The sequence below is a fragment of the Pseudomonas sp. PDM22 genome, from assembly GCF_014851965.1.
Taxonomy (GTDB): Bacteria; Pseudomonadota; Gammaproteobacteria; order Pseudomonadales; family Pseudomonadaceae; genus Pseudomonas.
This window is the reverse complement of record NZ_JACVAR010000008.1, coordinates 249,220-261,777: the sequence shown is the minus strand read 5'-3', so window position 1 is coordinate 261,777 and position 12,558 is coordinate 249,220. Positions and strand designations below refer to the sequence as shown.

Genomic DNA, 12,558 nt, shown 5'->3' with positions numbered 1-12,558 from the left:
TCAGAAGGTGCGGCTGACGGTGAAGGCGATGAAGTCGCGGTCTTTCAGCGACTGTTCGAAGGTGTAGTGGTTGTCGGCGTCGAGGAAGGTGTTCTCCGGGCCGTAGTAGTGCGTGTAGGTCAGGCCCAGGCTCCAGGTGTTGAGGTAGTTGCCCTTCAGGCCGATGTTCAGGTCGCCGCCGTGGTCGGTGCCGAAGCCGGTGCCCAGCGCCTCGGAGGCGCCGTTGGTGTAGCTCGCGCCGATGGGCACCGAGAGGTCGAGGCCGGGGTAGATCTGCCGGTACATCGGTTCGAACACCAGGCGCAGGCTGGTGGCGTCGCGGTCGGCGTTGGGGTCGACCGCATCGGCGTTCTGGCTCACGCTCATCACCCGGTTCCAGGCGATCTCGCCGAGGAAGCTCGACTCGGCAGCGACGAAGTTCGGCTCCAGGCTCGCCAGCCAGGAGAAGTTGGCGTGCAAGGTACGGCCGGTGGCGTAGACCGGGTCGTCGTCGTTGTCGATCGCCTCGCCCACCGCCAGCGCATGCTGGCTGGTGGAGGCCAGCGGCTGGTTCCAGCGGGTGGACAGCTCGCCGGCCACGTTGAAGTTGCCCAGGGTGGTGGAGAAGCTCGCACCCAGTGCCTCGATGCCTTCGGGGTAGACCCAGTAGAACTCGCCGGCCTTGCCGGTCACCGGGTTGAGGCTGGCGAAGTCCGGGCGCACGTTGAGCTGCGGGCTCTTGTCGTGGAAGCGGATGGCGTAGACGCCCCAGTCCACCGTCTCGGTGCGCCAGCGCAACTGCACGCCGCCCTGCCCCGAGTCCTTGGCCTCCTTGTCGTTGCCACGGTAGAAGGCCAGCGGCTGGCCGCCGGGCATCACCGGCGCGCCGATGAACATGCGCTCGCCGCCGTCGCCGAAGAAGTCGTCGTTGGAGAAGTAGCTGCCGGCGGCGGGCAGGCGGTTGGCTTCCCACTCGAACTGGTAGTAGGCGCCCAGCGACACATCCGGGGTCAGCTGCAGCTGGCCGGAGACCTGCTGCACCGGGCGGATCAGTTCCTTGAACTGGGTATTGGGCACCGACAGGCCCTTGACCACGTCGATCGGCGCCATGCCGCCGGCGATGCCGTTCATGCCGTAGAACAGGCTCTCGCCCCACTGCATGGCGTAGCGGCCCAGGCGCCCGGACACCGGCATCTCGCCGATCTCGGTCTTGCCGAAGACGAAGGCATCCAGCAGTTCGCCCTTGCGCCCGTGGAGGGTGCGGGTGTCGTCGGTGAACTCGTCGTAGTCCACCGAGTAGCTGTTGGCGCGGCTCGGATCGTTGTTGTCGGTGCCGCGGTTGTAGACGTCGTCGTACCAGGCCGCGCCGCTGATCCGCGCACCGACATCGCCGTAGGTGATGTCCAGCTCGGAGAGCAGATCCAGGCGGTTGGAGATCAGGCCCTTGTCGAAGTTGCGGTCGCCGTCGTCCAGGTTCAGCGCGGTCTGGCCTTCGGTGAGCTTGCTGCTGGCATCCTGGGTGCGCCAGGCGGCGCTGTACTTCAGGGTGTTGTCCCAGCGCGCCCGCAGGTCGGGGTTGCCGGTATCGAATTCGAAGGCCTGGGCGTGGCTGGCGGCCAGCGCCAGGAGCGCCAGGGTGATGGGCTTGAGCGGCGGCAGCGGCCGCGCGGTTGCACGCGTGCGAGTCAACATCGGGGTTTCCTCTTTCTTGTTCTTGTGCGTCGGTGTTGGCGGTTGTGGGTGACCCGGGCCATGGCGCGCCATCAAGGCAGGGCGCGCCGGGCGGAGAGATCAGATGGGGCGGGAGGTGACCTCCAGCATCTGCTTGACCAGGCCGATGCGGTCGAAGGACGGGTCGCGCTGGATTTCCTTCTCGCCGGCCAGCAGGGACATCTCGCTGATGAACCTGCAGCGCTCGAAGCGGCGGCCCATGAAGCGCTGCAGCTGGTCTTCCAGCTCGCCGCCGGCGGTCAGCTCCTCGGCCAGCACCACGGCATCCTCGATGGCCATGCCGGCGCCCTGGCCCAGGTGCGGCGTGGTGGCGTGGGCGGCGTCGCCGATCAGCAGCACGCGGCCGCGGTACCAGGGTTCATCGACGAACACCGCTTCCAGCGGCTTGTAGACGACCTCGCTGCTGTCGCCGATCTGCTCGCGCAGCTCGCCGATCAGCCCGCCGAAGCCGGCCAGGCGCTGGCGCAGGCCGTCGGCCAGGCTGGCCGGGTCCATCCAGGGGTTGCCCGGCTCGTGGGAGGTGGTGAAGAGGTACATCAGGTCGTCGGCCAGCGGCACCAGGCCGGCGTTGCCCGACGGGCCCTGGTAGTTCGCCAGGTGATCGATGCCGGCGGCGCGGGGGAAGTTGTGGCGCCAGACCGACTGGCCGGTGAAGCGCGGCTGGTACTTATCGCCGAAGAGCAGGCCGCGCACCCTGGAGAACAGGCCATCGGCGCCCACCACCAGCGCGTAGCGGCCCTGGCTGCCGTCGCTGAACAGCACATCGACGCCACTGGCGTCCTGTTCGAGGCTTTCCACCGAAGTGCCCAGGCGCACCTGGGTGCCCAGTTCGATGGCGGTCTCGCTCAGTACCTTGTGCAGCGCACGACGGGAGATGCCGACGTTGGCCGGGTACTGCGGGCCGGCCAGGCGCTGGCCGGGAATGCGCGCCAGCTGCTCGCCCTGCGTGGTGTAGATAGCCACGTCCTCGAAGGCGTAGGCCGCATCCAGGTAGGCGTCGAGCAGGCCAAGGCGGTGCATCTCGCGCACCACGTTGCTCTGCTGGATGATGCCGACGCCGTAGACCGTCCACTCGGTCTTCAGCTCGACCAGATCGACCGCGACTCCCTTGCGGCGCAGGGCGATGGCGGCGCACAGCCCGCCAATCCCGCCGCCCACGATCAGTACATTGCTCACAGTATTCATGGCATCTCTCACGTCTTGTTCTTGTTGTCCGCCACGTTCTGCGCGGCGGCCGTTCTGCGTGCCCGTGGCACAGCTTCCCGGCGGGGCCGGGATTTGACTAATCGAGTCCGCGGATGCGACCTATCGCGCGGCGCGATACCTCAGGCGTCCAGTTGCGCCAGCGGCAATAGCAGCCAGCCGTCGGCCTCGCGGTGTTGCAGCGCCGGCAGCACGTCCCCGCGACAGGGGCCGTGCACGCAGGCGCCGTCCTCCGGGCGGAAGCGCGCGCCGTGGGCGTAGCAGATGACCCACTGGCCATCGGCGCTGAGGAAGCGGTCCTTGCGGTACTCCAGCGGCACCGACAGGTGCGGGCAGAGGTTGCGGTACACACGCACCCGACCCTGGTGGCGGAGAGCGAACAGGCTGTCCGCTCCCCTGCCCTGCGGGTCGAAGCCGCGCGACTGCCCCTCGCCCAGCTCGTCGAGCCGGCACAGCGCCACGCAATCCACGGCTCAGCCCTGCTTGGGCGGCGGGCCGCCGGGCGCCCATTTCTCCCGCGAGGTGAAGAGGAACAGCTGCGAGTTGTCCGCCGACATCGGCGCCTGGCGTGCGGCCCAGGCGTCGTCGTGCTTGTCCATGTCGGCGTCGTACTCGATGTGGCAACCCAGCGGGCTGTTGAAGTACCAGAACCAGTTGGAGCCCAGCAGGTGGCGGCCGGGGCCCCAGAAGCTGGTCCAGCCCTTCTGCTGGAAGCGCGTGCCGGCCAGCAGCACTTCGGTACCGCTGCCCATATGGAAGGTGAAGTGTTCACAGCCCTGCATGTGCGGCGGGGTCTGGATCATGAACAGGCAGTGGTGGTCGTCCATGCCGGCGGTGCGCATGAAGGGGCCGACGCCGACGAAGCTGTCGGTGGTGACGAAGCCCAGGCGGTCGCGGTAGAAGGCTTCGCCCTTGGCCGCGTCGGGCACGAAGTAGACAACGTGGGACAGGGTGCGCGGCTGCGCCGGCATGTCCGGGGTGATGCCCAGCTGGTTGAGCGGGCGCTGCGGCGCGCTGCCGGGGGCGTTGGTCAGGTCGGCCGGCGCTTCGAAGGTGCGGCGCCAGGAAACCTGGAAGGCGATGGCGAAGCCCAGGTCGTCGACGCTGTGCAGCGCGCCGTTCTCGTCGCGGCGCACCTCGCGGTCACGCCCCAGTTCGTCGGCGATGGCTTCCAGGTCCGCGGTGGACGCCACGCCGTAGAGGGTTTCACGCAGCGACGGGGTTGGCCCGAGCGCCGGCGGCAGGCTCGGATCGTCACCCCGGCGGATGATGATCGCGGTGCCGTCCAGCGCCTCGAAACGGCCGCCGTCGGCATCCAGTTGGGCGGCCGTGAGGCCGTAGTCACGCAGGCAATCGGCACAGGCCTGGATATCGTCGACGCCGAATACCAGCGCGTCGAGTCCAAGAATGTTCATGGCTACCACTCCATTGAAATTATGTTCGGCGCCGGGCAGGGGGTCGCCGCTGGTGGGTCGCCGCGGCTCGTCGGCCGCTCGACTGGAGCGCAGGTTGATGGCTGGCCCGGCAACCTGACCAATCGCGTGTGGGGATGCGAGGCATCGGCAATCGCGATACCTGCAGCGCGGCCCATGACGCAGGGCGTTAGCCGCGCAGGGAAGGCAGAGTGCTATTGACGTATCGGCAATGCGGCCCGAAGGTATCGCGAAAATAACTACAAGAACCGTGAGCCATCGCCATGCGTTTTCACCACCTGGACCTGAACCTCCTGGTGGCGCTGGATGTACTGCTCGAAGAGCAGAACATCACCCGTGCCGCCGAACGCCTGCACATGACCCAGTCGGCCACCAGCGGCGTGCTGGGGCGCCTGCGCACCTTCTTCGAGGACGAACTGCTGGTGCAGGTCGGGCGCAAGATGCAGCCCACGCCCTATGCCCTGGAGCTGGCCGTGCCGGTGCGCGAAGTGCTGCTGACCATCCGCTCCTCGATCACCTCCAAGCCGGTGTTCGACCCCGCCAGCAGCAAGCGCCACTTCCGCCTGGTGACCTCGGACTACCTGATCAGCGTGCTGTTCGCCCAGGTCATCCAGAAGATCCACCAGGAGGCGCCGCACATCACCTTCGAGATGCTCAGCCCCGGCGACAACACCGCCGAGATGCTGATGCGCGGCGAACTCGACCTGATGATCGCGCCCGAGCGCTACGTCATCGACGGCCATCCGGCGCAGCTGCTGTTCGAGGAGGATCACGTCTGCGTGGTCTGGCGCGACAACCCCGAGGTCGGCGACGCCCTGACGCTGGAGCAGTACATGCAGATGGGTCACATCTCGGTGGGCTTCGGGCGCAACCGGCACCTGAGCATCGAGGACTGGTTCATGAGCCAGTACGGCTTCAATCGCCGCCTGGAAGTGATCACCAACGACTTCAACACCCTGCCGCAACTGCTGGTGGGTACCCAGCGCGTGGCGACCATGCACCGTCGCCTGGCCGAGCTGTACGCGCGCTACCTGCCGCTGCGCATCCTGCCGCCACCGGTGAAGATCCCGGTGATGCGCGAATTCATGCTCTGGCACCGCAGCATGGAGGGCGACCCCATGCACCGCTGGTTGCGCGAACGCATCCGCGACTTCATCCAGAGCGTCGACCAGCAACCGGACGCCCTGCGCGCCAGCGCCTGACGCCAGTTATCGCCCCGGCCGCCGCAACGGCGCCGGGGCATCGCGTTTCGCGATACCTCGCATCCCCACTCGCGATTGGCCCCGCGCCACCCCGCCTGCGTACCTTGCCTTCGAACCGCGCCCTGCGTGCCTGCCGCTGTTTCCGGGCGCCGGACTCAACGACCGCAGAAGGACAAGAAGAATGTTCCGTTACTTCCCCACCAATTACGTCTGGAATCTCTCGGTGGACCTGGCCATCGAGATGGGCGCCCGCCTGGGCGAGATCGAGGAAATGTGCGCTCCGCTGCAGGAGGCCGCCAAGCAGCCCGACGCCGCCGGCACCCAGGCCTTCCGCGAGACCTGGGCGAAGATGGCCGACAAGCTCTGCGCCCTCGCCGAAGAAGACGAGGCCGCCGGCCGCCGCCTCTCCGCCGGGGAGAAATACAACCGCGCCGCCACCTACTACCTCACCTGCGAACGCCTGCAAGCCCACGGTGCTGCCGGCCGCGAGGCGCTGTACCAGCGTTTCCTGGAGACCTTCGCGCGCGGCATCGACCTGTCGAAGGAAAACTGCGAGCGGGTGGAAATCCCCTATGAGGGCAAGCACCTCTCCGGCCTGCTGGTGCGCGCCGAGGGCGTCGACGGCCCGGCGCCACTGCTGGTGCAGGTCAACGGTCTGGATTCGACCAAGGAAATGAAATACCGCGTCGGCCTGCCGGCCTGGCTGGCCAAGCGCGGCGTGTCCTCGCTGATCATCGACCAGCCCGGCACCGGCGAGGCGCTGCGCCTGCACGGCCTGACCGCGCGCTACGACAGCGAACACTGGGCGAGCCGCGTGGTGGACTGGCTGGAGGTCCACCCCGAAGTCGACCCCAAACGCATCGGCCTGGAGGGCGTCTCCCTGGGCGGCTACTACTGCCCGCGCGCGGTGGCCTTCGAGCCGCGCTTCGCCTGCGGCGTGGTCTGGGGCGCCAACCACGACTGGCGCGACGTGCAGAAGCGTCGCCTGGAGAAGGAAGGCAACTTCCCGGTGCCGCACTACTGGGCGCACGTGCAGTGGGTCTGGGGCGCGAAGGATATGGACGAGTTCATGGCGATTGCCGAGAACGTGCACCTGGATGGCGTGCTCGAGCGCATCCGCGTGCCCTTCCTGGTCACCCACGGCGAGAAGGACTCGCAGATTCCGCTGAAGTGGGCGCATCGCACTTACGAACAGCTGGTGAACAGCCCGAAACGCGAGCTGAAGATCTTCACCGAGCGCGAAGGCGGCGTGCAGCATTCGAGCTTCGACAACAGCATCAATGCTGGCCACTACATCGCCGACTGGATCGCCGAAACCCTCGGCGGCCACACCGCCTGACCTCCCTTGCGCCGGTCACCCGGCGCTGCTCCCGCGGGGTGTCGGCCCCGCCCTCCACGGCGCCCATCGGCGCCGTTTTCTTGCTGCTCGCTGCCCTGCAGGAGCGCCCATGGGCGCGATCGCGGGCATGGCCCGCTCCTACAGGGAATGCCGGGTCAGGCCGGCGCGCGGGTGCCATGGAACGACGCGATACGCCAGCCCTCCTCGCCCTTCACCCAGAGCTGCGTGGCAAAACCCTCGGCACGCACCGGCTCGCCGCCGCCACGCTTCTGCAGCAGGTTGCACTGCGGGCCGCTCATCAGCGCCAGGCCATCGCCGAACAGACGAACCGCCAGCTCGCCACGCTCCACCGCCAGGTAGCGCACAGCATGGCGGGCGTAGTCCAGGTACTGCCCCTTGTCCTGCACCAACCCGGTGGTGTGCACGTACAGCAACTCATCGGCGAACAGTTCGTCCAGCCGCGTGTGGTCCTCCTCGACCAGGGCGCGCTGGCGTTCGGCTTCCAGGTTCAGCAACAGATCACGAATAGCCTTCATGGGATTTTCCCTTGGTGGTTGATGGGCGGGCGCATCCTCGCCCCCGCCGGCGCCCGAGGAAAAATCGCCGATCGCCATGCCAGGCATCGCCACTCCCGATACCCGCCCGACAGCACCGTTTCCTCCTCTGAAGCCCAAGAACCACGCAGCCTGCGCCAGGTATCGACCGCATCGATGGGTGCCCATCGACAGCATCTGATGGTGCCGGCCGGCACGCCCACCCTAGCCTGCCGGCAAACAACAAGACGAGGAGAGTCCGACCATGGGCGCCCTGCACCTGCACTGCTCCACCCTGTTCGATGGCACCGGCCTGGAAACGCGCCAGCGACAGACACTGATCATCGAGAACGGCGTGATCCGCCACGTCGGGCCGACGGCCGAGGCGCCGCGCCCGGCTCCGGGCGATCGCGAGGTCCACGGCGACTTCGTCATGCCGGGGCTGATCGACGTGCACACCCACCTGGCCTTCGGCAACGCCCAGAGCGAGGAAGACATCGATATCTGGACCAGCGACGAATTCCGCGCCCTGCGCGGGCTGTTCTTCGCCCAGCACGTACTCGCCGCCGGCGTCACTTCCATGGTCTGTCCCGGCGACAGCGGCCAGCTCAGCATCGCCGTGCGCAACACGGTCAACGCCGGGCTCTTCGAGGGCCCGCGCATCGCCGCCAGCAGCCGCGTGATCACCAACCGGCAGAGCCTCAACGACTGGTTCCCCAGCCGCGTCGGCGCACCGGAATACTTCACCGCCGCGCTGGTCACCAGCCGCACCGAGGCCATCGCGGAAATCCGCAAGCAGGCCAAGGACGGCGTCGACCTGATCAAGATTGCCATGGACGGCACGCACCGCCGGCCCAATGGCGAGATCATCGCCGCCTTCACCGCCGACGAAACCCGCGAGATGGTCGAGGAAGCCCATCGCCTGGGCTGCCGCGTGGCGACCCACGCCTACGGTCGCGAAGCGGTGATGTACGCGGCCAGGGCCGGCGTCGACCTGGTCTTCCATGCCTTCTACATGGACGACGCCTGCATCGAGGCGCTGCTCGAAGCCGGCAGCGTGCTCGCGCCGACCATGACCTTCCCGCAGAACACCGTGGACTTCTGCCAGCCCCACGACCCGGCCATCGCCACCGGCTACGCCGGCTACTGCGCACGGACGCTGGAACTGGGCACCCCGGTACTCAAGCGCGCCAAGGCCGCCGGCATTCCCTTCGCCTGTGGCAGCGACAGCGGGTTCGCCGTGACGCCCTATGGCGAATGGCACGCCCGCGAACTGGAACTGCTGGTGCGCCGGCTGGACTTCACCCCCGCCGAAGCGCTCTACGCCGCTACAAACGTCGGCTCGCGCCTGATGCCCCGCGGCGAAACCCTCGGCACCCTGGAGCCGGGCAAGCAGGCCGACCTGCTGATCCTCGACGGCTCGCCACTGGAAGACATCCGCATCCTTCAGGACCGCAACCGCCTGCAGGCCGTGTACAAGGCCGGCGAGCCGGTACGCCTGCAACGCACCCCCTACAACCCCAAGCAGGTTTCGGACTTCAACTCGCTGAAGTGGACCGACCTCTATACCCGCGACCGCGTCGCCCAACTGGGCAAATGGAGCCAGTGAACATGACCCATCTCGACTTCGAACTGGCCACGCGCCTGGCCGCTGTCACCCTGCGTCACGCCCGCGCCGAGGGCGTGCGTCCGCTGGCCGCCGCCGTGCTGGATGCGGCCGGTCACCCGCTGGCCGTGCTGCGCGACGAGCAGGCCAGCTTCCTCCGCCCGCAGATCGCCACCGGCAAGGCGCGCGGCTGCCTGGGCATGGGCTTCGGCGGCCGCGAACTGGCGCGCCGCGCCCAGGCCATGCCGGCGTTCTTCGATGCGATCAACAGCCTCACTGGCGGCGAGGTGATCCCGGTGGCCGGCGGCATTCTCCTGCGCGATGACGAAGGCCGGCTGCTAGGCGCCATCGGCGTCAGCGGCGATACCTCGGACAACGACGAGCGCTGCGCCCTGCTGGCCATTGCGGAACTCGGGCTGCACGGCGAGACGGGCGCTACTCAATCCTGATCGAGCAGCGCGGCCTGCTCCGCCAGCACCTGGCGGAGCCAGGCCAGCGCGGGGTCGAAAGCCTGCTGCGGGTGCCATTGCAGCACCTGCGCCGCCGCCGGGAACTCGATGGGCGCCGGCAACACGCGCAGCGGATAACGCCGCGCCAGCGACTCGGCCTGGCGGCGGAACAGCGTGGCGATTCGCGGCGTGCCGACGACGAATTCGGCCATCAGGGCAAAGCTCTGCACCGCCACCGCGACCCGCCGCTCGATACCGATCTCGCGCAGGTGCTGGGTATCCAGCGACAGGTTCTGGCCATCGGTGAACTCGCGCACCACGTGCTCGGCCGCGCAATAACCGCCAAGGCTCAGCAGCTCATCGTGCGCCGAATGAGAGCAGACGATGCAGCACAGCTCATCGCTGAGCAGCGCCTCGTGGGGGTAACGCGGGTTGATCCGCCGCTGCGGGACTATCACCAGGTCGCTGCGCCGGTACTCCAGCGCCTCGGCCACCACATCACCTTCGCGCGGCAGCGGCAGGTCACGCAGCACCAGCGAGGCATTGGGAGCCTGACGCGCCAGTTCACGGCTGACCGCCGGCAGCAGGGTGGCCGCCACATAGTCCGAAGCCACCAGGGTGAACCGCCGATCACAGCGGGCAGGGTCGAAAGCGGCGGAAGTCTCCACCACCTCCCCGGCCAGGCTCAGCACCTCGCGCACCTTCGGCGCCAGCTGGCGCGCCAGCGCGGTCAGCTCCAGGCCCCGGCCCAGGGGCACCAGCAGCGGGTCCTGGAAATGCTCGCGCAGGCGGCCCAGCGCGGCGCTGGTCGCCGACTGGCCGAGGTTGAGACGCTGCGCCGCCCGGCTGACGCTGCCCTCTTCGAGCAGCACATCCAGGGCGACCAGCAGGTTGAGGTCCAGACGTCGGTAGCGCATGGGCGACTTATACCCAAGCGCCGCGCCGGCATGTGGCGTATTTCGCGCTGGCAGGTATCGCATGGCGCGATACCTGCAAGCTCGGGGCTTACTGCCCCGCCGCCGGCCTCCAGTCCAGCAGGTGGTGGGTGAAGCCGTAGCTCGCCGACTGGTAGTAGCTGATCGCCCGATCCACCAGCGGGTCGTCGGTCTTCGCCGGCACTTCCGTGCTCGCGCCCAGCGCCTGGTTGTGCCGGCGCAGTTCGCCGCGCGGGCTGAGGATCGCCAGGTCCTGGCCGTCGAACAGGCCCAGGTGCTGGTAGTTGCCGATCACCACGCGCGGCGGCAGGGCGTTCGGCACCATCAGGTCGCGCCCGTAGAAGGTCGAGGTGTAGCTCAGGTTGAGGATCGACAGCAGGCTCGGCGCCAGGTCCAGCTGGCTCGCCAGTTCGCTGCGCTCGCCAACCGGTAGCAGCTTGGGCGCATAGATGAACAGCGGGATCTGGTAGTTCGCCACCGGCAGGTCTTCCTTGCCGGCGCTGCCTGCGGTGTGGTCGGCGACGAACACGAACAGGGTGTTGTCGAACCAGGGCTTGCCCTTCGCCGCCTTGAGGAACTGGCCGATGGCGTAGTCGGTGTACTTCACCGCACCCTCGCGGCCCTCGCCGGAAGGAATGTCGATGCGGCCGTCCGGGTAGGTGTACGGGCGGTGGTTGGAGGTGGTCATCAGCTGCAGCAGGAACGGCTGCTGGCGCGTGTGGTCCTCGTCCGCCAGCTTGATGGCCTGGGCGTAGAGGTCTTCGTCGCTCATGCCCCAGGCGTTCTTGAAGTGGATGTCCGACTCCTGGACGCTGGACTGGTCGACGATGCGGTAGCCGTTGCCGCCGAAGAAGGCGTTCATGTTGTCGAAATAGCCACGGCCGCCGTAGAGGAACACGGCGTCGTAGCCGACGTTCTTCAGTTGCTGCCCGAGGCTGGCGAAGCCGCTCTCGCGGCCGACGCGCTTGACGATGGAACGGCCCGGCGTTGGCGGGATCGACAGGGTAATGGCCTCCAGGCCGCGGTCGGTGCGGGTCCCAGTGGCGTAGAAGTTGTTGAAGTAGAGGCTGTTGCGGCGCAGTTCGTCGAGGTTGGGGGTGAGGTTGCGACCGTCGCCGTTGCTGCCCAGGTACTTGGCGCTCAGGCTCTCGATGGTCACCAGGACGATGTTGTAGCGTTTGGGCGTGCCTGCGCTGGCGATAGTGCGGCGGATATCCATCGGATCATTGCCGGTGAAGCGGGCGTTGGGCTCGGCCAGTTCGGCGCGTATCTCCTGGGTCACCTGCTGCGCCGGCAGGGTGGCGTAGAACTGCGGGTAGTCCAGCTCGTTGTTACGGAAGGCGGCGAAGAACTGATACGGCCCGTTGCTCGCGAGTTCGCGGGCGTAGGTATTGCCACCCTGGCCGCGCGGGGAATCCTGGTCCACCAGCAGGCCGGCCACCAGCGCCAGCAGCACCAGGCCAACGCAACCCAGTAGACGGCGTGGCAGGGACGCCACCTCGACGTCACGCAGGCGGCCGACGACCTTGAACAGCGCAAGCGTCACGACCAGCGAAATGGCCGCGAGGATGCTCAGCAGCAGGCCGATCGGGTAGGACTCGAGGATGTTGTTGAGCACCTCGTCCGAGTACACCAGGTAGTCGACCGCGATGAAGTTGAAGCGCACGCCGAACTCGTCCCAGAACAGCCATTCGGCCACCGCGGTGAAAAGCATCACGTAGACGCTGACGAACAGCGTGGCCGTCAGCAACCAGCGCCAGGTAGCGCTGCGCCAGACCCGCGCGGGCATCAGCAACAGGACCACGCCCATCGGCAACAGGGCATAGACCAGGAAGCTCAGGTCATAGAGCAGGCCGATGACGAAGACCCCGACATGGCCGGCGCCCACCTCGGGCAAGTGGCTCGCCAGGAGGACCAGGCGGGTCAGGAAGAAGACGATCAGCCAGAGCAAGGCGACCAGCGCCAGGAAGCGCGTCGGGGCCGAGCGGAAAAGTTGCATGGGGTGTCCCTTGTAAAAGTCCGTCGCATTGGACGAAAGGCAGCGCAGGAAGTGGCCGAAAGCGGCAGTCGGGGCGGGACTCTACAAGTCGAAAGGAAAAGAATTCGTCAAATGGAGCTGCCGGTTTCGTGAATTACCGGCGACCTGAA

11 protein-coding genes are annotated in these 12,558 nt (G+C 67.6%); 4 read left to right on the top strand and 7 right to left on the bottom strand.

Annotated elements, in window-relative coordinates; genetic code table 11:
- From IB255_RS26135 to IB255_RS26120, 4 genes are all read right to left on the bottom strand, one after another.
- A complete protein-coding gene (locus IB255_RS26135; RefSeq protein ID WP_081518483.1) occupies positions 1-1,671 on the bottom strand; it encodes a DUF1302 domain-containing protein in 1,671 nt (556 codons plus the stop codon).
- A 99-nt stretch (positions 1,672-1,770) separates the two neighbouring features.
- Positions 1,771-2,895, bottom strand: a complete 1,125-nt coding sequence (locus tag IB255_RS26130; protein WP_192211048.1) for an FAD-dependent oxidoreductase — start codon at positions 2,893-2,895, stop codon at positions 1,771-1,773.
- 140 nt (positions 2,896-3,035) lie between these two features.
- Positions 3,036-3,383, bottom strand: a complete 348-nt coding sequence (locus IB255_RS26125) for a Rieske (2Fe-2S) protein (RefSeq protein ID WP_081518485.1) — start codon at positions 3,381-3,383, stop codon at positions 3,036-3,038.
- A 3-nt stretch (positions 3,384-3,386) separates the two neighbouring features.
- Positions 3,387-4,328 (bottom strand): VOC family protein, encoded by a 942-nt coding sequence (locus IB255_RS26120; RefSeq protein WP_081518486.1) that lies wholly within the window; start codon positions 4,326-4,328, stop codon positions 3,387-3,389.
- A 281-nt stretch (positions 4,329-4,609) separates the two neighbouring features.
- On the opposite strand from IB255_RS26120, the gene IB255_RS26115 reads away from it, so the two are divergent.
- Positions 4,610-5,548, top strand: coding sequence for a LysR family transcriptional regulator (locus IB255_RS26115; protein WP_081518487.1), 939 nt, complete (start codon positions 4,610-4,612; stop codon positions 5,546-5,548).
- 181 nt (positions 5,549-5,729) lie between these two features.
- Positions 5,730-6,887, top strand: coding sequence for an alpha/beta hydrolase family protein (locus IB255_RS26110; protein WP_192211047.1), 1,158 nt, complete (start codon positions 5,730-5,732; stop codon positions 6,885-6,887).
- Between the two features lie 155 nt (positions 6,888-7,042).
- On the opposite strand, the gene IB255_RS26105 is transcribed toward IB255_RS26110, so the two are convergent.
- Complete coding sequence (locus IB255_RS26105) at positions 7,043-7,423, bottom strand: nuclear transport factor 2 family protein (protein WP_081518489.1); 381 nt, start codon at positions 7,421-7,423, stop codon at positions 7,043-7,045.
- A 262-nt stretch (positions 7,424-7,685) separates the two neighbouring features.
- Here IB255_RS26105 and IB255_RS26100 point away from each other — a divergent pair, with 262 nt between their 5' ends.
- Both IB255_RS26100 and IB255_RS26095 read left to right on the top strand, forming a co-directional pair.
- Positions 7,686-9,029 carry a metal-dependent hydrolase family protein gene (locus tag IB255_RS26100; RefSeq protein ID WP_192211046.1) on the top strand — a complete coding sequence of 448 codons (1,344 nt, stop codon included), beginning with the start codon at positions 7,686-7,688 and terminating at the stop codon, positions 9,027-9,029.
- A gap of 2 nt (positions 9,030-9,031) precedes the next feature.
- Complete coding sequence (locus IB255_RS26095; protein ID WP_081518491.1) at positions 9,032-9,475, top strand: GlcG/HbpS family heme-binding protein; 444 nt, start codon at positions 9,032-9,034, stop codon at positions 9,473-9,475.
- Here IB255_RS26095 and IB255_RS26090 read toward each other — a convergent pair.
- Both IB255_RS26090 and IB255_RS26085 read right to left on the bottom strand, forming a co-directional pair.
- Positions 9,466-10,392, bottom strand: coding sequence for a LysR family transcriptional regulator (locus IB255_RS26090; protein WP_192211045.1), 927 nt, complete (start codon positions 10,390-10,392; stop codon positions 9,466-9,468). The genes IB255_RS26095 and IB255_RS26090 overlap by 10 nt on opposite strands.
- Before the next feature lie 88 nt (positions 10,393-10,480).
- Positions 10,481-12,409 (bottom strand): LTA synthase family protein, encoded by a 1,929-nt coding sequence (locus IB255_RS26085; RefSeq protein ID WP_192211044.1) that lies wholly within the window; start codon positions 12,407-12,409, stop codon positions 10,481-10,483.
- Between the last annotated feature and the right edge of the window lie 149 nt (positions 12,410-12,558).